This window comes from Pseudomonas moorei (assembly GCF_042846945.1).
Classification (GTDB): domain Bacteria; phylum Pseudomonadota; class Gammaproteobacteria; order Pseudomonadales; family Pseudomonadaceae; genus Aquipseudomonas; species Aquipseudomonas moorei.
In genome coordinates, this window is the sequence record NZ_AP035776.1 from 2978372 (window position 1) to 2999230 (window position 20859).

Genomic DNA, 20859 nt, shown 5'->3' on the forward strand with positions numbered 1-20859 from the left:
CGCTTGTCATGTGGCCTGCAACAAGCGAGCATATGGCCCCTCTGTTGTTAGCGCCGTTCGCGCCGTTGGGTCCATGAAACCGATTTTTCCCGCCACCTGGCTGATGATTTGCCTGTTGTTAAGCACTCAGCCGCTGTCCGTGATGGCCGCTTCTGTTCAGGAAAAACCGGCAGCAAGCACTCCCTCGAAGAAAAACGCTCCCGCCACGAAAGCCGCGCCGGTCAAAAAGAAAACCGTGCCGGTCAAAAAGCGTCCTCCGATCGCGGCCAAGTCGATGTCGGCCAGCGAGGTGGCGAAAACCCCGCTGCCTCCCGTTGACCTGGATTTGAGTTTGCCCAAGGGCATGGTTGACGAGCTGAAGCCGGTCGGCACAGTGCCATTGCCCAAGCGCGAGCCGGTATTGCCGGAAATGTTCGGTGACAAAAGTAGTGATTTCCAGCTCAACGGAAGGTTGATCAGCAACGAAATGCAGCTTCAACGGCGCAATGAAGACCGTCGTGAAGTGGAAGGCGCGGCGTTGGAGTTCGAGTTCAAACATTAATTCTTCCCCCTTCATGACCCGCCAGCCAGACGCTTTGTCGGAGACTGCCCGGTCACGCCCGATTGCAGACAAAAACCCGTGGTTCGCCAATTTAAAACAACTGTTTTAGCGGTTACTCTGTGCCACGTCCTTTAACACATCGCCCGTTGCGAGGAGCTCGTCGTCATGAAATGCCGTGAAGGCTGTGGCGCCTGTTGCATTGCCCCATCCATCAGTTCACCGATTCCCGGTATGCCCAATGGCAAAGCCGCCGGGGAACGGTGCCTGCAATTGTCTGCCGAAAACCTGTGCTCTATTTTCGGCCAGCCAGAGCGTCCGGCTGTCTGTTCGGCGTTCGAGGCTGATTTCGAGGTGTGCGGCGACAGCCGTGAAGAAGCGATCAGGCTGCTTGGCTGGTGGGAGCAAGTGACGGCTGCGTAATGTGTGGGCTTGCACCTCCGAACGGAACTTCAACAATAAGGAATAAGACTATGGGTTCGCTGCATCGTATTGCTCTGCTGTGTGGTTTGACGGCTGTATTGGTCACCTCGGCCGCCCAGGCCGAAGACTGGAAGGTTGCCAAGAACGAAGACGGCATCAAGGTCTCCCTGAGTGAAGTGCCTGGTTCCGATTACAAGGCCTACCAGGGCGTCACCCTGATGAAGACCACCATGGCCAAACTGCGCGCCCTGCAGGACGACGTCCCCGGTGCCTGCGCATGGATTCACGAATGCAAGACCCAGAAGTTGCTCAAACAGGAAGGCAATCAGCTCTGGACCTACACCCAGTTCAATACCCCCTGGCCAGTCACCCCGCGTGATTCGGTGATGCACGTCACCGTTATTGAAGGCGCTGATGGCAGTCTGACCCGCAAGCTCGAAGGGGTGCCGAAATACTTGCCTGAAGAAAAAGGCTTTGTCCGGGTCGCCAAGGTCGAGGGATTCTGGAAGTTCATCCCCAAGGGCGATCAGATCGAAGTGACCTATCAGGTGCACACCGAGCCGGGTGGCAGTGTTCCGTCGATGGTGGCCAACAAGTTCGTGGTCGATGCGCCATTTAATACGTTGAAAAACCTCAAGGCTCGCGCCGAGAAGTAATCCGGTTGCGCTATTGAGCAAGGCCTGATCAACGCCCCGACCGGTTCGGGGCGTTGCCGTTTTTACAGGGCAGGGCTTTATTGTGTTTCCAGATATTCGTTGCACGAAATTTTCACAACGCCTCCAAGACAATCCGCGCGCGTCTGCATTAACGAACAGTAATCAATGGCAATGATGCGGTTGATCGTGCAACATTTGCGCATCGCGCAAACCCTAGGCCAGGATCTAGCCAACAGAGGGCAGGGCGCAGCTGTATTTTTTAAACTTCAACTTCCAATGGGTCCTAATACGACATGGCAATTCCGGACGCCCTGAATCAGCAGCGAGCTTCAAGTCGCCTGCTGCAACCGACCGTCAAATCGCATCTGGCGTATACGCTTTTGTGCGCTTTGGTCATGATGGTGATGTTCTCCTTGTTGCGCGTCGCGCTGCTGGTCTACAACCGCTCGATGATCCTCGACACACCGGCCTCGACATTCCTCGAAGCCTTCGCCAATGGCCTGCGTTTCGACTTGCGCCTGGTGGTTTATCTCTGCATTCCGTTGCTGATTGCGTTGTTCAGCGCCCGTGCCATGGCGGCGCGCGGGCTGTTCCGCTTCTGGCTGACGGTTGCCTCGAGCATCGCGCTGTTTCTGGGCCTCATGGAGATGGATTTCTACCGTGAGTTCCACCAGCGCCTCAACGGCCTGGTTTTCCAGTATGTGAAAGAAGATCCGAAAACCGTGATGAGCATGCTCTGGTACGGTTTTCCGGTCGTTCGCTATCTGCTGGCCTGGGCCGTAGGTACCTGGATCCTCAGCCTGGCGTTCAAAGGCGCCGATCGTGCGACCCGTCCTCGCGGCCCCTTCAGCGGCGGCAGCATCGGTACTCGCCAGGTGGCCCCGTGGTACGCGCGCTTCGCCGTGTTCATGGTCTGCCTGCTGCTCTGCGTGGTCGCTGCCCGCGGCACCTTGCGTCAAGGCCCGCCACTGCGTTGGGGTGACGTCTATACCACCGAGTCGAACTTCGCCAACCAGTTGGGCCTCAACGGTACCCTGCAACTGGTTGCCGCGGCCCAGAGCCGGATGTCCAACGAGCGCAGCAACATCTGGAAAGCCACCATTGACCAGCCATTGGCCCAGCAGACCGTGCGCGACATGCTGCTGACACCAAGCGATAAACTGGTGGATGCCGATACCGCCGCCGTTCGTCGTAATTACACACCAAACGCCGACAAGACCCTGCCGATCAAAAACGTCGTCGTGATCCTGATGGAAAGCTTCGCCGGTCACTCGGTGGGTGCGCTGGGGCGTCCGGGCAACATCACGCCGTACTTCGATAAACTGTCCAAAGAAGGCCTGTTGTTCGACCGTTTCTTCTCCAACGGCACCCATACCCACCAGGGTATGTTCGCCACCATGGCCTGCTTCCCGAACCTGCCGGGTTTCGAATACCTGATGCAGACCCCGGAAGGCAGCCACAAGCTGTCTGGGCTGCCGCAGTTGCTCAGCGCCCGTCAATACGACGATGTGTACGTCTACAACGGCGACTTCGCCTGGGACAACCAGTCGGGCTTCTTCAGCAACCAGGGGATGACCAACTTCATCGGGCGTAACGATTTCGTTGACCCGGTGTTCTCCGATCCGACCTGGGGTGTTTCCGACCAGGACATGTTCAATCGTGGCCTGGAAGAACTGAAAGCCCGCGACGGCAAGGACAAGAAGCCGTTCTATGCCTTGCTGCAAACCTTGTCCAACCACACGCCCTACGCGCTGCCGACCCCATTGCCAGTTGACCAGGTCACTGACCGTGGCACCCTCAACGAGCATTTGACCGCCATGCGCTACTCCGACTGGGCGCTGGGTCAGTTCTTTGAGAAGGCGCGCAAGGAGCCGTACTTCAAGGAAACCCTGTTTGTGATCGTCGGTGACCATGGGTTCGGCAACGAACAGCAGATCACCGAAATGGATCTGGGGCGTTTCAACGTTCCGATGCTGATGATCGCACCGGGCATCCAGGAAAAATTCGGCCAGCGTGACCACACAGTGGGTACCCAGATCGATATCGTACCGACCATCATGGGTCGTGTAGGTGGTGATGTGGTGCACCAATGCTGGGGACGTGACCTGCTGAACCTGCCGGAAGGTGACAAGGGTTTTGGCGTGATCAAGCCATCGGGTAGCGATCAGACCGTCGCCTTGCTCACTGCCGACCGCGTGCTGGTATTGCCGAAGGAAATGTCGCCGAAACTCTACCGGTATGAACTGGGCGCGAACCCTAAAGGCGAGCTGATGCCGGAGTCGTCCGATGAAGCGGCACTGAAACTCAAGCTTGAGTCGTTCCTTCAGACCGCCACCAAGAGCCTGCTCGACAACACCGCCGGTGTGGTCGACGGCAAGCCGGACTAAGTAACGGCGCAATAAAAAGAGGCCCTTGTCAGACTGTGTGAAAACACACTGACAGACCTTAGACCAAACGCCCCGACTTGTTCGGGGCGTTTGTTTTTGTGCTGAAAAAGGCTCTTCAGCCCATTAGTTGCATCATTTTCTTGGCTCCCAGGACACTGATCGCCCGCTTGAAATTGTACGCGGTCACGGCCAGGGCCATTTCAGCTTTCGTCCCTTCAAGTTGTCGTAGCAAGAACCGCCCGTTCCCAAATAGCCATTGTTTGAGATTGCCAAACGGGTGCTCCACGATGGATCTGCGTCGCTCCATCATCTCTGGATGCAGTTGCATCCGCTGTGCCATACGCTCAAAGGCTTCCTCTTGTGCGTGACGTGAGACATAGCGGCGCTGAGCCGTTGTACATTGGGCTTTCAGCGCACATCCAGTGCAGTCGCTGACTGCCGCCTGGTAGATCCGGTCGCCTTTGTAACGCTGCTTCAGGGTTAGCCATTGACCTGCCGGGCACTGGTATCGATCCTGTTCAGCGTCATAGGTAAAGTCCTGGCGCTCGAATAATGTCTCTCCGCCTGGGTTCGAAGTTCGGTTTGGCGGCACGTACACGGTAATGGAGGCCTCCTCGCACGCCTGGAATTGCTGGCCATTTGAGTAGCCCATATCGGCTGTCACGGTCAGCGTGTCCTGCCCCAGTTCGGCCTTGGCAGCTTTAGCTATGGGTTCAAGCTGTTTGCGGTCGTCACCATCTTGCGTCACCTCATGGTGCAAAATCAGACAGTGCTCTGCGTCCACGGCTGTTTGCACGTTATAGGCAACACGCGCCCCCTTTGGCGTGCGCATCATTCGGGCATCGCTTTCGTGCGTGTTGAATTGCTCCAGCCCCATCGACTTCATCAAAGCTTGGCAACTACGGTTGTCTTGCTGCTTGGCCTCAAGCTTCGCCAGTGCCGCCTTGATCGCAGTGCGATCGACCACTTGCTCGCCCTCTGCTTTATCAGCGGCATCCAGGTCAGCCAGGTATTGGGCAATCCGCTTATCCAGCTTCTCCTCCTGACGCTTGAGCTGATTCAAATTCAGGTGGCGTCGCGAGGAAGCGACAGCCTGAAACTTACTGCCGTCGATCGCAACCAGATCACCCGCAATCAAGCCGACGGATCGGCAGAACTGCACAAAAGCTCGGCACGTCGTAACGAAAGCTACTTTGTTGTTCTTGCGAAAGTCGGCGATGGTCTTGAAGTCGGGTTTAAGCCGGTTGATCAACCACATCACTTCGATGTTGCGTTGGCACTCAGCTTCTAGGCGCCGCGACGAGCGAATGCGCTGAAAATAGCCATAGAGATAGAGCTTGAGCTGATCGGCGGGGTCGTAAGCAGGGCGCCCAGTGGCCTTGGGCTGAGCTTTCTCAAAACCGAGCTGGCCCAGATCGAGCTTGGCGACATACAGGTCGATGACCCGTACGAGGTGATCTTCAGGGATCAGTTCCTCCAGCGAGACCGGGAACAGGCTGGTCTGGCTACGGGACTCTCCTTGTATGTAGGCCATAACGAAAAATGCTCCGTATCTTTCGATACGGAGCATTCTCTTAAAGGGCCGGACAGATTGCTAGGTTTTCACACAGTCTGTTGTGGGCCTCTTTTTTTTGCCGGTCAGATCTTCATATTCTGCCGAGCAAGAGCAAGACCAACAGCACGACCAACACGACGCCAATGATGCCCGATGGGCCATAACCCCAACTTCTGGAGTGCGGGAAGACCGGCAATCCACCGATCAGCAACAAGATCAGAATTACGATAAGAATTGTGCCCATGACTGTTTCCTTGTTGGAAGTATGCAGGAATGACCTGATCGTTAATGGTCAGCGAGAATGCAATTAATTCGGGCTGCTTAAAAAATCCGACTGCCGCGCACCTCATAAAATTCCAAGTTTTTTCGATGTTTTTCCAACAGCGAACTGTTTCGGGGTTAATTGCGTTAGTTGGGCCGCACGCGCCTGCGGTTTGCTCGGGCCATTCAGCAATCTGATGGAGCGTGGGTCGGGCAATATCCTTCGCTACACTCGACGCATCTTCCCCGGAACAACAAGGCTGTTTGCTATGCAAAATCGCATGATGATCACTGGTGCGGGCTCTGGCCTGGGTCGCGAAATCGCGCTGCGCTGGGCGCGCGAAGGCTGGCAGCTGGCCTTGTCGGATGTCAGCGAACCGGGCCTGCAGGAAACCCTGAAACGGGTGCGTGAAGCTGGCGGCGATGGTTTCATCCAGCGCTGCGATGTGCGCGATTACAGCCAGTTGACCGCCTTCGCTCAGGCCTGCGAAGTGAAACTGGGTGGTGTCGATGTCATCGTCAACAACGCCGGCGTGGCATCGGGCGGTTTCTTCAGTGAACTGTCCCTCGAGGATTGGGACTGGCAAATCGCAATCAACCTGATGGGTGTGGTCAAGGGCTGCAAGGCTTTCCTGCCGCTGCTCGAAAAAAGCAAAGGCAAGATCATCAACATCGCGTCGATGGCCGCGTTGATGCAAGGTCCGGCCATGAGCAACTACAACGTGGCCAAGGCTGGCGTGGTGGCGTTGTCCGAAAGCCTGTTGATCGAACTGGCCCATCAGGAAGTCGGTGTGCACGTGGTTTGCCCGTCGTTCTTCCAGACCAATCTGCTGGATTCGTTCCGCGGCCCGACGCCGGCCATGAAAGCCCAGGTCGGCAAGTTGCTGGAAAGCTCGCCGATCAGCGCGGCCGACATTGCCGATTACATCTATCGGCAGGTCGCCGCTGGCGAGTTCATGATCCTGCCCCACGAGCAGGGCCGCATGGCCTGGGCGCTCAAGCAGAAAAACCCGCAACTGCTCTACAACGAAATGACCCTGATGGCCGACAAGATGCGCGCCAAGGCCAAACAAACCGCAGGCTGAGCTTGCCCGCACGGAACAGCCTCGTTAGGGTGGCCGCCATCGGTCATCCTCGCGAGACGTTTGCATGCTCAACTACCTGTGGTTTTTCCTCGCCGCGCTGTTTGAAATCGCCGGCTGCTTCGCCTTCTGGATGTGGCTGCGCCAGGGCAAGAGCGCCTGGTGGATCGTGCCGGCGCTGCTCAGCCTGACCTTGTTCGCCGTGCTGCTGACCCGTGTCGAAGCGGTCTACGCCGGTCGCGCCTATGCCGCGTACGGTGGCATTTACATCATTGCGTCGATTGGCTGGCTGGCGGTGGTCGAGCGGATTCGTCCGCTTGGTTCGGACTGGATCGGCGTGGCGTTGTGTGTGATCGGGGCCAGCGTCATTCTGTTTGGGCCGCGCTTTACCGCGTCTTGAAGGAACTGTCCAAGCGATTTGTAAGACCTTTCTGTCAGTGCTGTGGGTCTGTGCTTGTAGGTTGGGTCTGGATTGCCGTTGTTGCCTTGAAGCGCTGCAGTGCGCCGGGCATCTTCAGGGTCCGGTAACCCTGAAGGACGAAGGCCATGCTTGTACTCAGCCGTGTTGTGGGCGAATTGATCTCCATCGGTGACAACATTTCCATACGCGTCGTTGGCATCAACGGCAATGACGTGCGCTTCGGTGTCGAGGCTCCGCGCAGCGTCAATGTGCACCGATCCGAAATCTACGAGCGCATCCAGCGCAAATTGGCCCAAACGAAAAAATCAGTCGAATAGGTGCTTGGGTACATCGTGCTTGAGCATCAACTGGCATTGCTCGCTTTCCGGGTCGAAGACAATCAGAGCCTGCCCCTTGGTCAATGCCTGACGCACTCGCAGTACACGGGTTTCCAGTGGGGTGTCGTCACCATTGTCGGTGCCGTCACGGGTCACGAAATCCTCGATCAGGCGGGTCAGGGTGTCGACTTCAAGTTGGTCGTGGGGAATAAGCATAGGCACCTCGGTCAAATCAATGGCGCGATGCTACGGCCAATGGTGGATTGCTGCCAGCCCGGGCTTGAGTGTTGTGTGATCCGGCGTCTTCGCGGGCAAGCCACAAAAAGGTGAGCAACTCAGAACCTGTGGGAGCGTGGCTTGCCCGCGATGGCGTCGGCCTAGTCGATGAAGTCCAGGATCATCTATCGTTACGCTGCCCCACCAGGCTGTCCACCGACGGCACCCGGGTATCGCTTTCCATCTGGGTGTCGTGTTCGATCTGGTGACTGAAGCGGTCCAGGGAGCCCTTGGCCGGTTGCGCATCGCTGGCGAACACCGGCGGGCTGAGGATATAGGCGCCGAGCAGGCGACTGAGGGCCGCGAGGCTGTCGATGTGGGTGCGTTCATAGCCGTGGGTCGCGTCGCAGCCGAAAGCGAGCAGGGCGGTGCGGATGTCATGGCCGGCGGTCACGGCCGAGTGAGCATCGCTGAAGTAGTAACGGAACAGATCGCGGCGCACCGGCAACTCGTTGTCACTGGCCAGGCGCAACAGGTGCCGCGACAGATGATAGTCATAGGGGCCGCCGGAATCCTGCATCGCCACGCTCACCGCGTGTTCGCTGGAATGCTGGCCGGGTGCGACCGGCGCGATGTCGATGCCGACGAATTCACTGACATCCCAGGGCAAGGCCGCCGCCGCGCCGCTGCCGGTTTCCTCGGTGATGGTGAACAGCGGATGACAGTCGATCAGCAACTCCTCACCGCTGTCGACGATCGCTTTCAACGCTGCCAGCAGCGCCGCCACACCGGCCTTGTCGTCCAGGTGACGAGCGCTGATGTGGCCGCTTTCGGTGAACTCAGGCAACGGGTCGAAGGCAACGAAATCGCCGACGCTGATGCCCAGCGAATCGCAATCGGCGCGGGTGGCGCAGTAGGCATCCAGGCGCAGTTCGATGTGATCCCAACTGATCGGCATTTCGTCCACGGCGGTATTGAACGCATGCCCGGACGCCATCAGCGGCAATACGCTGCCACGGATCACCCCGTTGTCGGTAAACAGGCTGACGCGGCTGCCTTCGGCAAAACGGCTCGACCAGCAACCCACGGGAGCCAGGGTCAAACGTCCGTTGTCCTTGACGGCGCGCACGGCCGCGCCAATGGTGTCCAGGTGCGCGGAAACGGCGCGATCGGGGCTGTTTTTCTTGCCCTTGAGCGTCGCGCGGATAGTGCCGCGCCGGGTCATTTCGAAGGGAATGCCCAGTTCTTCAAGGCGTTCGGCGACATAGCGCACGATGGTGTCGGTGAACCCGGTGGGGCTGGGAATGGCGAGCATTTCCAGCAGGACTTTTTGCAGGTAGGTCAGATCGGGTTCCGGGTATTTGATGGTCATGGAAACTCCTGATGAGGTTGAGCGCATCGATGGTTTCGATGAGGGACTTTTGTTGCTTGCCAGCGAAGACGGTGGTCCATTCACAGCCTTTCCAAGACCTAAGAAACGACCGGCTGACTATGCGGAAACAACAAATCCACAAAGCGTTCCGCCGTCGGCTGTGGCTCATGGTTGGCCAGCCCTGCACGCTCATTGGCTTCAATGAACACGTACTCCGGTTGATCGGCGCCAGGCACCATCAGGTCGAGGCCGACCACGGGAATATCCAGCGCCCGCGCGGCTCGCACGGCGGCATCTGCCAGTGTCGGGTGCAGGATCGCGGTGACGTCTTCGAGTATCCCGCCGGTATGAAGATTCGCCGTCCGCCGTACGAACAAATGCTCGCCCGCCGGCAGAATGCTGCTGTAGTCATAACCGGCGGCATGCAAGGTGCGTTGGGTTTCCGCATCCATCGGGATTTTGCTTTCTCCGTCCGTGGCCGCCTGCCGACGTCGGCTTCGGGCTTCGATCAGGGCGCCGATGGAGTGTTGACCATCGCCGACCACTTCGGCCGGTCGGCGAATCGCGGCGGCGACGACTTCAAAGCCGATCACCAGAATCCTCAGATCGAGGCCTTCGTGGAAGCTTTCCAGCAGCACGCGACTGTCGAAGCGGCGAGCGGCTTCGATGGCTTGCTGGACGTCCTCGATGGTCTGCAAATCCACCGCTACGCCTTGCCCCTGTTCACCGTCCAGCGGCTTGACCACCACCCTGTGGTGTTCGTCGAGAAACGCGAGGTTGTCATCGGCATTGCCGGCCAGTTGCTGCGACGGTAGGTTCAAACCCGCGTTCTTGAGCACTGTGTGGGTCAGGCTCTTGTCCTGGCACAGGCTCATGCTGATGGCGCTGGTCAGATCGCTGAGGGACTCGCGACACCGCACCCGGCGCCCGCCGTGGCTGAGGGTGAACATCCCGGCGCCGGCGTCATCGACCTGCACATCAATGCCGCGTCGATGGGCTTCCTCGACAATGATCCGTGCATAGGGATTGAAGGGCGCTTCGGGACCCGGACCGAGGAACAACGGCTGATTGATTCCGTTCTTGCGCTTGATGGCGAACGTCGAGAGGTTGCGAAAACCGAGCTTGGCGTAGAGGTTTTTTGCCTGGCGATTGTCGTGCAGTACCGACAGGTCGAGGTAACTCAGGCCGCGACTCATGAAGTGTTCGATCAGATGGCGCACCAGCACTTCACCGACCCCCGGGCGCGAGCAATGCGGATCGACCGCCAGACACCAGAGGCTGCTGCCGTTTTCCGGATCATTGAAGGCCTTGTGATGATTGAGGCCCATGACGCTGCCAATCACCGCGCCGCTGTCCTCGTCTTCGGCCAGCCAGTACACCGGGCCGCCCGAGCCCTGTGGCGTCAGCCGAGAGGCTTCGACGGGCAGCATGCCCCGCGCCTGATACAGCTGATTGATCGCGTTCCAGTCCGCTTCACTCTGGGCACGACGGATGCGAAAGCCGCGAAACACCCGGGTGGCCTGACGGTAATCGCTGAACCACAGGCGCAAGGTGTCGGAGGGATCCAGAAACAGTTGGGTTGGCTCCAGTCCCAGCACTTGTTGCGGCGCGGCGACATACAGGGCGATGTCGCGCTCACCGGGTTGTTCGTTGAGTAACGCTTGGGCGAGGCTGGCCGCATCGGCAAAGGTGTGGCCGATCAACAACCGGCCCCAGCCGCAATGCACGGCGATGGGCGCGGTCCCCAGTTCGCTGCCGTCTTCGGCCAGGCGAGCCTGCAAGCGTTCGTAGGAGGGCGTCTGACCGCGCAGCAAGCGCTGGTTGATGGCCGAGGCATGAGGTTTCATCGATCAGATTCCTTGTTCGCTGAGCCACAGGTTCAGGGCCGCCAGTTGCCACAGCTTGGAACCGCCTAGCGGGGTCAACTGGCCCTGCGGGTCGGTCAACAGACGGTCGACCATGGCGGGCTTGAACAGACCGCGATCCTGGCTCGGATCGAGCAACAGTTCGCGGACCCAGTTCAGGGTGTCGCCTTGCAAATGCTTGAGGCCCGGTACCGGGAAGTAACCTTTCTTGCGGTCGATCACTTCACTCGGAATCACCAGGCGCGCGGCTTCCTTGAGCACTTGCTTGCCGCCATCCGGCAGTTTGTATTGACCCGGCACCCGGGCCGACAACTCCACCAGGCGATAGTCGAGAAACGGTGTGCGCGCTTCCAGGCCCCAGGCCATGGTCATGTTGTCGACGCGTTTGACCGGGTCGTCCACCAGCATCACCGTGCTGTCCAGGCGCAGGGCTTTGTCCACCGCCGCGTCCGCACCAGGCTGTGCGAAATGTTCCTTCACGAAGTCGCCTGCGGCGTCGTTGGCTGTCAGCCATTTGGGCTGAACGGTGGCGGCGTATTCGTCGTAGCGGCGATCGAAAAACGCTTCGCGATAGGCGGCATAGGGGTCGCTCGCACCGTCCACCTGCGGGTACCAGTGATAGCCGGCGAACAGTTCGTCGGCGCCCTGGCCGCTTTGCACCACTTTGCAGTGCTTGGCCACTTCCCGTGACAGCAGGTAGAAGGCGATGCAGTCATGACTGACCATCGGTTCGCTCATGGCGCGGAACGCGGCCGGCAACTGCTCGATGATTTCTTTCTCGTTGATGCGCAGTTGATGGTGGTGGGTGCCGTAGTGTCTGGCGATCAGGTCCGAATACTGGAACTCGTCGCCGCGCTCGCCGCCGGCATCCTGGAAACCGATGGAGAATGTCGACAGGTTTTCCACGCCGACTTCACGCAACAATCCCACCAGCATGCTCGAATCGACACCGCCGGACAGCAGCACGCCAACGTCGACCGCCGCACGCTGTCGGATCGCCACGGCATCACGTGTGCTGTCGAGCACCCGGTCGCGCCAGTCTTCGAGCGTCAGTTTCATCTCATCGGCGTGTGGTCCATAGGTCAGGCTCCACCAGGTTTTCTGTTCGGTGGTGCCATCGGCATTGATGCGCATCCAGGTGGCTGGGGGCAGTTTTTCGATGCCCGCCAGCAAGGTGCGCGGTGCCGGCACCACGGCGTGGAAGTTCAGGTAGTGATTGAGCGCGACCGGATCGAGGATCGGGTTGATGTCACCACCCTTGAGCAATGCCGGCAGGGACGAGGCAAAGCGCAGGCGCTGGCCGGTGCGCGACAGGTACAGCGGCTTGATGCCGAGCCGGTCGCGGGCGATGAACAGCCGTTGGTTGTCCCGCTCCCAAATGGCGAAGGCAAACATGCCGTTGAGTTTGGGCAGCAGTGCTTCGCCCCAGGCGTGAAAGCCCTTGAGCAGCACTTCGGTGTCGCCACCGGAGTAGAACGCGTAGCCAAGGCTTTCCAGTTCGGTACGCAGTTCGGGGAAGTTGTAGATAGCACCGTTGAAGGCCAGGGACAGGCCCAGTTGATGGTCGATCATCGGCTGCGCCGAACCGTTCGACAGGTCCATGATTTTCAGGCGGCGATGGCCCAGGGCTATCGGCCCTTGACTGTGAAAACCCCAGGCGTCGGGGCCGCGAGGCGCCAGGTGGTGGGTGATTCGTTCAACCGCTGCGAGGTCTGCAGGTTGATTGTCAAAACGTAACTCGCCAGCTAATCCGCACATAAATTCCTTACCGGTTTTTCCGTTGGGGAGGGTCATTCGATTACCGCACCAAAACGGCGGGTACTCGAAAACTGACCCGGCTGAATCCCCGGAGTTTTAGACCGATAAGTTATAAGTAGGCGGTAGGTCTCCCCAGGCAACCCTTTGTGGGGGCCGGCCTGCCGGCGAAGGCGTCAGGTGATTCGCCACATGATTTGAGGGCCCCATCGCCGGCAAGCCGGCTCTCACAAAGGGCGGATGCGACGATCAATGGAGCGGGGTCAGGCGCTGGTTCGGCGAATCAGGCGGCGCACGGCAAACCGGTTGGGATGACAGGCTTCGGCCACGCTTCTGGGCAATGGCAGGGGTTCGTTATCCAGCCAGGCCGCCAGCAGTTCCCCGGACAGCGGTGCGGTAATCAGGCCGCGCGAGCCGTGGCCGCTATTGACGTACAAACCGTCCAGCCACGGGCATTCGACGTCCGGCACCTGTCGGGCATCCTTGCCCAGCGCGGCATAGGCCTGGGTAAATGCCTGGCTGTCGGCCAGGGGGCCAACGATTGGCAGATAGTCGGGGCTGGTGCAGCGAAAGGCGGCGCGACCCTGGAGGCTTTCGGGGTCGAGTTTGTCGACTTGCAGACGCGTGACCAGGTCGTGGGAAATCTCTTCGAGCATGGCCAGGTTGCCTAGGTGCTCGGCCGTGGTCGGCGTCAGGTCATCGCTCTTGAAGTCGAAACTGGCGCCCAGGGTGTGTTCGCCCAGGCGCGCCGGGGCGACGTAGCCTTCGGCACAGACTACGGTGTTCAGCGCCTGGCTTTGCGGGGTTTGCGACAGGCGAGTGATTTGCCCGCGAATGCGCTTGAGCGGCAGTCCGGAGGTTTCCGCAAAGCGCTGGATCTCGGCAGCACCGGCCAGCACCACCACGGGTGCGCTGGCGAGTAACTGGTCGCCGTCCCAGGCCTGCCACTCGCCATCGGCCCTGCGCAATGCCAGGACATCGCGATGGGAGAGCAATTGAATCTGCGGGTGCGCCATCTGCCATTGGCACAGCGCCGGAGGATGGACCCAGCCGCCTTCCGGGAAGTACAGGCCGCCCTGCGCCAGTCCGATACCGGCCAGCGCTTGCGCCTGGGGCTGATCCAGCAGGTGCAGCAGGTCCGCGGGAAACGCCTCGGCCAGTTGCAACTGACGTTCGGCTTCCTTGGCGTTGAACGCCAGTTGCAGCACGCCGCAATCGTCCCAGTCGGTGCTTCTCTGCAAGTGTTCGAGCTGGCGCCGGGTGTAGCCGAAACCGCTGACGATCATTTGCGACAGCGTCGTGCCATGGGCCGATAACTTGAGGTAAAGCACGCCTTGCGGGTTGCCCGAAGCCTCCTGTGCGACCTCCTGATGTCGCTCCAGCACGCTCACCTGCCAGCCCCGCGCCGCCAGGCTGGCTGCGCTGGCGCAACCGGCCAGCCCGGCACCGATCACCAGGGCGCGGCGTTCACCGGTCAACGCTGCGGGTCGGGCGAACCAGGGCTTGTCTGGCGCCGGGGCGGTAACCTCCTGCGGCCAGCCAAGGAACTCGCCGCGCAGGATTTCCCACTTGTGGCCGATGCCGGGTGTGCGTTTCATCTTGAAGCCGGCGGCATTGAGCAGGCGGCGTACCCAGCCGGTGCTGGTGAAGGTGCTGATGGTCGAGCCGGGGGCGGCCAGACGCGCCAGTTCGGCGAACAGTTCAGCGGTCCACATGTCGGGGTTTTTCGCCGGGGCAAAGCCGTCGAGAAACCAGGCGTCTATCCGGGCGTCCAGTTGTGGCAACTGCTCCAGAGCGTCGCCGATCAGCAACGTCAGGGTCACACGACCGTTGGCCAGTGTCAGGCGCTGGAACCCTTGATGGATCGCCACGTATTGCGCCAGCAGTTGATCGGCAAAGGGCTTGAGTTCTGGCCACAGCGCCAGGGCCCGTTGCAGATCGGCCGGGCTCAGCGGGTACTTTTCGACGCTGACGAAATGCAATCGCGCATCAGCCGCCGCGTGTTGCTCGAACACCTGCCAGGCACACAAAAAATTCAGCCCGGTGCCGAAGCCCGTCTCGCCAATCACCAGGCGACCGCCCTGGGGCAACGCGGCAAAGCGTTCCGCCAGGCGGTTCTGTTCGATGAACACATAGCGGGTTTCGTCCAGCCCCGACTTGTCGGAGAAATACACATCGTCGAATACGCGCGAATAAGGGCGACCTTGGTCGTCCCAGTCGAGCTGGGCGTGGGGTATTACAGGTTTCATGGCAGGCTCGGCAACGGCAAGGCGGCCATTCTAGCCGATCGCCACGATGAGAAGACCTGCCCCTGCAGGAGCGAGCCTGCTCGCGATGAATTCACGAGCACCGCGGTTATTCAGACAACCCGCGTTATCGTTGACGTCCGTCGCGAGCAGGCTCGCACAAGGAACTTTCTGCGACCCAAAGCAGCCCGATCCGCTAGTCTTGCTCACATCTGGAAGGGAGCCATTCATGTTCGAATCTGCCGAAATCGATCACGTGATCGACAAAGAAACCTATGACGCCGAAGTGCCGGCCCTGCGCGAAGCCTTGCTCGAAGCGCAATTCGAGCTCCAGCAGCAAAAGCGTTTTCCGGTGATCATTCTAATCAATGGTATCGAAGGCGCTGGCAAGGGCGAGACGGTCAAGTTACTCAACGAATGGATGGACCCGCGGCTGATCGAGGTCCGTACCTTCGATCAGCAAACCGACGAGGAACTGGCGCGACCACCGGCCTGGCGCTACTGGCGGATGCTTCCGGCCAAGGGGCGCATGGGTGTCTTCTTCGGCAACTGGTACAGCCAGATGCTGCAGGGGCGGGTGCATGGCGTCTTCAAGAACGCTCGACTGGACCAGGGCATCAATGGTGCCGAGCGCCTGGAAAAGATGCTGTGCGATGAAGGCGCCCTGATCTTCAAATTCTGGTTCCACCTCTCCAAGAAGCAAATGAAGGATCGCCTCAAGGCCTTGGCCGACGATCCTTTGCACAGCTGGCGTATCAGCCCGCTGGACTGGCAGCAATCGCAAACCTACGACAAGTTTGTGAAGTACGGCGAACGCGTTCTGCGTCGCACCAGCCGCGACTACGCGCCGTGGCATGTGATCGCCGGGCTGGATCCGCGCTATCGCAGCCTGGCGGTGGGCAAGATCTTGCTCGAAGGGCTGCAAGGCGCCCTGAACCGGCCGACGATTCACCCCGACAAAGTCAGCGCCGCGCCATTGCCCGTCAGCGTCGATCAAGTGAACCTGCTTGATCGCCTGGACCTGACGTTGCACCTGGATAAAGAGGATTATGAGGAGCAATTGATCACCGAGCAGGCACGGTTTTCCGGGTTGATGCGTGACAAGCGGATGCGTCGCCATGCACTGGTAGCCGTGTTCGAAGGCAACGACGCGGCGGGCAAGGGCGGGGCGATCCGCCGGGTCGCCGCGGCGCTTGATCCGCGCCAGTACAACATCGTGCCGATTGCCGCACCGACCGAAGAGGAGCGGGCACAGCCCTATCTCTGGCGTTTCTGGCGGCATCTTCCGGCCCGGGGCAAATTCACCGTGTTCGACCGCTCCTGGTATGGCCGGGTGCTGGTGGAGCGTATCGAAGGCCTCTGCAGCCCCGCCGACTGGTTGCGCGCCTACGGTGAAATCAACGATTTCGAAGAGCAGATCGCCGATGCCGGCGTGATCGTGGTCAAGTTCTGGCTGGCCATCGACAAGCAGACGCAACTGGAGCGTTTCCAGGAGCGCGAAGAGATTCCCTTCAAACGCTTCAAAATCACCGAGGATGACTGGCGCAACCGCGACAAATGGGATGATTATCGCGGCGCCGTTGGCGACATGGTCGACCGCACCAGCACCGAGATTTCGCCCTGGACCCTGGTGGAAGCCAATGACAAGCGCTGGGCGCGGGTCAAGGTCTTGCGCACCATCAATCTGGCACTGGAGCAAGCGTTCGAAAAGTCCGACAAACATGAGCGCCAGGCACAAAAAGGCAAGAAGTGAGGCGATGGTTGCGCATACGCGGGGTGAATGATTGTCGCGGTCGGTAATTGGGTGAGCTTATGCTCAGGTCACTCTCAACCGACAACAACAATGAGGTATGCCATGCGTGAAGTGGTGATCGTCGACAGCGTGCGGACTGGCCTGGCCAAATCCTTTCGCGGCAAATTCAACATGACCCGTCCCGATGACATGGCGGCTCACTGTGTCAACGCCTTGTTGAAACGCACGGGCATCGACCCTGCCAGCGTCGAGGACTGCATCGTCGGTGCCGGCTCCAACGAAGGTGCCCAGGGCTACAACATCGGTCGCAATGTCGCCGTGTTGTCGCAACTGGGTATCGGCACCGCCGGCATGACCCTCAACCGGTTTTGCTCGTCGGGCTTGCAGGCGATCGCCATTGCGGCCAACCAGATCGCTTCGGGCTGCAGTGACATCATCGTGGCCGGTGGCGTCGAGTCGATCAGCCTGACCATGAAAAGCGTCAACACCGACAACCTGATCAACCCGCTGCTCAAGGAGCAGGTGCCGGGTATCTACTTCCCGATGGGCCAGACGGCGGAAATCGTCGCTCGCCGTTACAACGTCAGCCGCCAGGAGCAGGACCTGTATGCCCTGCAAAGCCAGCAACGCACGGCGCAGGCCCAGGCCGCCGGGCTGTTTGACGATGAAATCGTGCCGATGGCCGTGAAATACCGCGTTGAAGACAAAGCCACCGGTCAGGTACAGGTCGTTGAGGGTGTGGTGGATCGCGATGACTGCAACCGCCCCGATACCACGCTGCAAAGTCTAGCCGGTCTGAATCCGGTGTTTGCCGAGGACGGTTCGGTGACGGCCGGCAACTCGTCGCAGTTGTCCGACGGAGCGTCCATGACCCTGGTGATGAGCCTGGAAAAAGCCCTTGAACTGGGACTCAAGCCGAAAGCGTTCTTCCGGGGCTTTACCGTGGCGGGTTGCGAGCCGGACGAAATGGGCATTGGCCCGGTGTTTTCGGTGCCCAAGCTGCTCAAGGCCAAAGGCTTGCAGGTGGCCGACATTGACCTCTGGGAACTCAATGAGGCGTTCGCTTCGCAGTGCCTGTACGCACGTAATCGCCTGGAAATCGATAACGACAAATACAACGTCAATGGCGGTTCGATTTCCATCGGCCATCCCTTCGGCATGACCGGGTCGCGTCAGGTCGGGCACCTTGTTCGCGAGTTGCAGCGACGTCATCTGCGTTACGGCATCGTCACCATGTGCGTGGGTGGCGGGATGGGGGCTACCGGGTTGTTCGAAGCGGTGCGTTAAACACTCAATGGACATCGCGGGCAAGCCACGCTCTGCATCGGACCTGATTCCGCAACCGGATACGGTCCAGTGTGGGAGCTTGCTCGCGATGAGGTCAACGCGCGCTATCGATTCACCAACAACCACAAAATCACGATGCGACCTGCACAGTTTCATTAGCGGCTAGCGCCAAACTGTCCCTGTGTGCCACACGTTGGTGCGCCTAGAATGAGGTTTCTTGAACCTTCGCGCTGGGGATCACATGCACATTTCATCGGGTCGCTGGGTTTACGGTCTGTTCCTGGCCTTGCTGACCGCGCTGCTGTGGGGAATCCTGCCGATCAAGCTCAAACAGGTATTGCTGGTGATGGACCCGGTCACGGTGACCTGGTTTCGCCTGATGGTGTCCGGTGGCTGCCTGTTCATCTACCTGGCAGCGACCCGGCGTTTACCGAGTCGCCGAGTGCTCGGACCGCGCGGAGGCTGGCTGGTGTTGATGGCGGTGCTCGGCCTGGTAGGCAACTACGTGTTGTATTTGATGGGCCTGAACCTGCTCAGCCCCGGCACCGCGCAACTGGTGGTGCAGATGGGGCCGATCATGTTGCTGATCGCCAGTGTGTTCGTGTTCAAGGAACGCTTCAGTGTGGGGCAGGGGATTGGCTTGCTGGTGCTGCTGGTCGGTTTTGCCCTGTTTTTCAATCAGCGTTTGAGTGAGTTGCTGACCTCGTTGACCGATTACACCGCCGGCGTGCTGCTGGTGCTGTTGGCATCCACGGTCTGGACCTTTTATGCACTGGGGCAGAAGCAGTTGCTGACGGTGTGGAATTCGTTACAGGTGATGATGGTGATCTACCTGTTCTGCGGGCTATTGCTGACGCCGTGGGTGCATCCGCTCGAAGCCCTGCAATTGAACCCGCTGCAAGGCTGGCTGCTGCTGGCCTGCTGCATGAACACCCTGATTGCCTACGGCGCTTTTGCCGAGGCGTTGGCCCATTGGGAAGCTTCGCGAGTGAGCGCGACACTGGCGATTACGCCTTTGGTGACTTTTGGTGCCGTGGCCCTGGCGGCGCTGTGGTGGCCCGAATATGTGCACGCCGAGACGATCAATGGCCTGGGCTATGGCGGGGCGGTGCTGGTGGTGCTGGGGTCGGCGTTGGTGGCGTTGGGGCCATCGTTGATTGCCGGGCTCAAGGCACGGAAAGTGCGGATGGCAGCAAGCTGATTCTCGTTATCGTTCATCGCGAGCAGGCTCGCTCCCACATTTGACCGCGTGCGCAGTTTAATGTGGGAGCGAGCCTGCTCGCGAATACCGACTAATAAGACGCAGAAACACTCAGCCCTTGGCGCCAGCCTCCAGCATATTCTCCGGCCGCACCCACGCGTCAAACTGCTCATCGGTCAAATACCCCAATCCAATGGCCGCTTCACGCAGGGTCAGCCCTTCGGCGTAGGCTTTTTTGGCAATTTCCGCCGATTTGTCGTAGCCGATGTGCGGGTTCAGCGCGGTCACCAGCATCAACCCCCGTTCCAGGTGCTCCGCCATTTTCTCGGCATCCGGTTCCAGGCCGGCGATGCAATGCTGCTGGAAGTTGCTGCAGCCGTCGCCCAACAGACGGATCGATTGCAGCAAGTTGTGGATGATCACCGGTTTGAACACGTTCAGTTGCAAGTGCCCCTGACTTGCGGCGAAGCCGATGGTGACGTCGTTGCCCAGCACCTGACAGGCCAGCATCGACAAGGCTTCGCATTGGGTCGGGTTGACCTTGCCGGGCATGATCGAACTCCCCGGTTCGTTGGCCGGCAGCTTCACCTCGGCCAATCCGGCACGTGGCCCGGAACCCAGCAGGCGCAAGTCATTGGCGATTTTCATCAACGTCACGGCGAGGGTTTTCAACGCACCGGACAGCGTGGTCAGCGGTTCATGGCCAGCCAGCGCGGCGAATTTGTTGGGCGCGGTGACGAACGGCAGGCCGGAAAGGGCGGCCAGCTCTGCAGCGATGGCCTCACCGAAGCCGTGGGGCGAATTCAGCCCGGTGCCCACTGCGGTACCGCCCTGGGCCAGTTCACAAACGGCCGGCAGTGCGCTGCGGATTGCCCGTTCGGCGTAATCCAGTTGCGCGATGAATGCCGAGATTTCCTGGCCGAAGGTAATCGGCGTTGCGTCCATCATGTGCGTGCGGCCAGTCTTGACCAGCTTCATGTGGCGCGCCGCCAGCTCGGCCAGGCCACCCGACAATTCGTTGATCGCCGGCAGCAAGTGATGTTGCACGGCCTGGGCGGCAGCAATGTGCATGGCGGTGGGGAAACAGTCGTTGGAACTCTGGGAGCGATTGACGTGATCGTTGGGGTGCACCGGCGACTTGCCGCCACGCGCGTTGCCGGCCAGTTCGTTGGCGCGACCGGCAATCACTTCGTTAACGTTCATGTTGCTCTGGGTACCGCTACCGGTTTGCCAGACCACCAGGGGAAATTGATCGTCATGGCTGCCGTCGATCACTTCATCGGCCGCTTGTTCGATCAATCGGGCGATGTCGGCGGGCAGGTCGCCATTACGGTCGTTGACCCGGGCCGCGGCTTTCTTGATCAGCGCCAGGCCATGCAGCACGGCCAAGGGCATGCGTTCGGTGCCAATGGCAAAGTTAACCAGTGAGCGTTGCGTCTGAGCGCCCCAGTAGGCGTCATCCGGGACTTCAACCTGGCCAAGGCTGTCGGTTTCGATACGGCTCATCGGTCACACTCCTGTCAG

General features: G+C 59.9%; 18 protein-coding genes. 10 read left to right on the forward strand and 8 right to left on the reverse strand.

Features of this window, described 5'->3' with window-relative positions:
- The first annotated feature begins 73 nt into the window (after nucleotides 1-73).
- From ACGJAX_RS13905 to ACGJAX_RS13920, 4 genes are all read left to right on the forward strand, one after another.
- Nucleotides 74-541: a translation initiation factor 2 gene (locus ACGJAX_RS13905; RefSeq protein ID WP_390959863.1), complete on the forward strand. Its 468-nt coding sequence runs from the start codon at nucleotides 74-76 to the stop codon at nucleotides 539-541.
- A 165-nt stretch (nucleotides 542-706) separates the two neighbouring features.
- Entirely contained in the window at nucleotides 707-961 is a 255-nt protein-coding gene (locus ACGJAX_RS13910; RefSeq protein WP_390959478.1) for a YkgJ family cysteine cluster protein, read from the forward strand.
- A 50-nt stretch (nucleotides 962-1011) separates the two neighbouring features.
- A complete protein-coding gene (locus ACGJAX_RS13915; RefSeq protein ID WP_390959480.1) occupies nucleotides 1012-1617 on the forward strand; it encodes an START domain-containing protein in 606 nt (201 codons plus the stop codon).
- Nucleotides 1618-1910: 293 nt separating this feature from the next.
- Nucleotides 1911-4004, forward strand: a complete 2094-nt coding sequence (locus ACGJAX_RS13920) for a sulfatase-like hydrolase/transferase (RefSeq protein WP_390959482.1) — start codon at nucleotides 1911-1913, stop codon at nucleotides 4002-4004.
- A 115-nt stretch (nucleotides 4005-4119) separates the two neighbouring features.
- On the opposite strand, the gene ACGJAX_RS13925 is transcribed toward ACGJAX_RS13920, so the two are convergent.
- Nucleotides 4120-5538 (reverse strand): IS1182-like element ISPfl3 family transposase, encoded by a 1419-nt coding sequence (locus ACGJAX_RS13925; protein ID WP_390956034.1) that lies wholly within the window; start codon nucleotides 5536-5538, stop codon nucleotides 4120-4122.
- Between the two features lie 112 nt (nucleotides 5539-5650).
- Nucleotides 5651-5803, reverse strand: coding sequence for a DUF3309 family protein (locus ACGJAX_RS13930; protein ID WP_007945780.1), 153 nt, complete (start codon nucleotides 5801-5803; stop codon nucleotides 5651-5653).
- A 286-nt stretch (nucleotides 5804-6089) separates the two neighbouring features.
- On the opposite strand from ACGJAX_RS13930, the gene ACGJAX_RS13935 reads away from it, so the two are divergent.
- From ACGJAX_RS13935 to csrA, 3 genes are all read left to right on the forward strand, one after another.
- Nucleotides 6090-6905, forward strand: a complete 816-nt coding sequence (locus ACGJAX_RS13935) for an SDR family oxidoreductase (RefSeq protein ID WP_390959484.1) — start codon at nucleotides 6090-6092, stop codon at nucleotides 6903-6905.
- Nucleotides 6906-6969: 64 nt separating this feature from the next.
- A complete protein-coding gene (locus tag ACGJAX_RS13940; protein WP_047527048.1) occupies nucleotides 6970-7302 on the forward strand; it encodes a YnfA family protein in 333 nt (110 codons plus the stop codon).
- Nucleotides 7303-7448: 146 nt separating this feature from the next.
- Nucleotides 7449-7640 (forward strand): carbon storage regulator CsrA, encoded by a 192-nt coding sequence (csrA, locus tag ACGJAX_RS13945; RefSeq protein WP_090317829.1) that lies wholly within the window; start codon nucleotides 7449-7451, stop codon nucleotides 7638-7640.
- Here csrA and ACGJAX_RS13950 read toward each other — a convergent pair.
- The 5 genes from ACGJAX_RS13950 to mnmC all read right to left on the reverse strand — a co-directional run bounded on the left by ACGJAX_RS13950 (nucleotide 7629) and on the right by mnmC (nucleotide 15097).
- Entirely contained in the window at nucleotides 7629-7856 is a 228-nt protein-coding gene (locus tag ACGJAX_RS13950; protein ID WP_003199186.1) for a YheU family protein, read from the reverse strand. The genes csrA and ACGJAX_RS13950 overlap by 12 nt on opposite strands.
- A 181-nt stretch (nucleotides 7857-8037) precedes the next feature.
- Nucleotides 8038-9228 carry an osmoprotectant NAGGN system M42 family peptidase gene (locus ACGJAX_RS13955; protein WP_247255378.1) on the reverse strand — a complete coding sequence of 397 codons (1191 nt, stop codon included), beginning with the start codon at nucleotides 9226-9228 and terminating at the stop codon, nucleotides 8038-8040.
- A gap of 98 nt (nucleotides 9229-9326) precedes the next feature.
- Nucleotides 9327-11075: an N-acetylglutaminylglutamine synthetase gene (ngg, locus tag ACGJAX_RS13960; protein ID WP_390959487.1), complete on the reverse strand. Its 1749-nt coding sequence runs from the start codon at nucleotides 11073-11075 to the stop codon at nucleotides 9327-9329.
- 3 nt (nucleotides 11076-11078) lie between these two features.
- Complete coding sequence (locus ACGJAX_RS13965) at nucleotides 11079-12851, reverse strand: N-acetylglutaminylglutamine amidotransferase (protein ID WP_390959489.1); 1773 nt, start codon at nucleotides 12849-12851, stop codon at nucleotides 11079-11081.
- A gap of 260 nt (nucleotides 12852-13111) precedes the next feature.
- A complete protein-coding gene (mnmC, locus tag ACGJAX_RS13970) occupies nucleotides 13112-15097 on the reverse strand; it encodes a bifunctional tRNA (5-methylaminomethyl-2-thiouridine)(34)-methyltransferase MnmD/FAD-dependent 5-carboxymethylaminomethyl-2-thiouridine(34) oxidoreductase MnmC (protein WP_390959491.1) in 1986 nt (661 codons plus the stop codon).
- 226 nt (nucleotides 15098-15323) lie between these two features.
- Here mnmC and pap point away from each other — a divergent pair, with 226 nt between their 5' ends.
- The 3 genes from pap (at nucleotide 15324) to ACGJAX_RS13985 (ending at nucleotide 19335) form a co-directional block, all read left to right on the forward strand.
- Nucleotides 15324-16847 (forward strand): polyphosphate:AMP phosphotransferase, encoded by a 1524-nt coding sequence (gene pap / locus ACGJAX_RS13975; protein ID WP_390959493.1) that lies wholly within the window; start codon nucleotides 15324-15326, stop codon nucleotides 16845-16847.
- A gap of 102 nt (nucleotides 16848-16949) precedes the next feature.
- On the forward strand, nucleotides 16950-18134 hold the full coding sequence (locus ACGJAX_RS13980; RefSeq protein ID WP_390959495.1) for an acetyl-CoA C-acyltransferase: 1185 nt from the start codon (nucleotides 16950-16952) through the stop codon (nucleotides 18132-18134).
- 241 nt (nucleotides 18135-18375) lie between these two features.
- The gene (locus ACGJAX_RS13985) at nucleotides 18376-19335 is read left to right on the forward strand and encodes a DMT family transporter (protein WP_247255384.1); all 960 of its coding nucleotides are present in this window, start codon (nucleotides 18376-18378) and stop codon (nucleotides 19333-19335) included.
- Between the two features lie 111 nt (nucleotides 19336-19446).
- Here the strand turns inward: ACGJAX_RS13985 and ACGJAX_RS13990 are convergent, their stop codons facing one another.
- Nucleotides 19447-20841 (reverse strand): class II fumarate hydratase, encoded by a 1395-nt coding sequence (locus ACGJAX_RS13990; protein ID WP_090317853.1) that lies wholly within the window; start codon nucleotides 20839-20841, stop codon nucleotides 19447-19449.
- Between the last annotated feature and the right edge of the window lie 18 nt (nucleotides 20842-20859).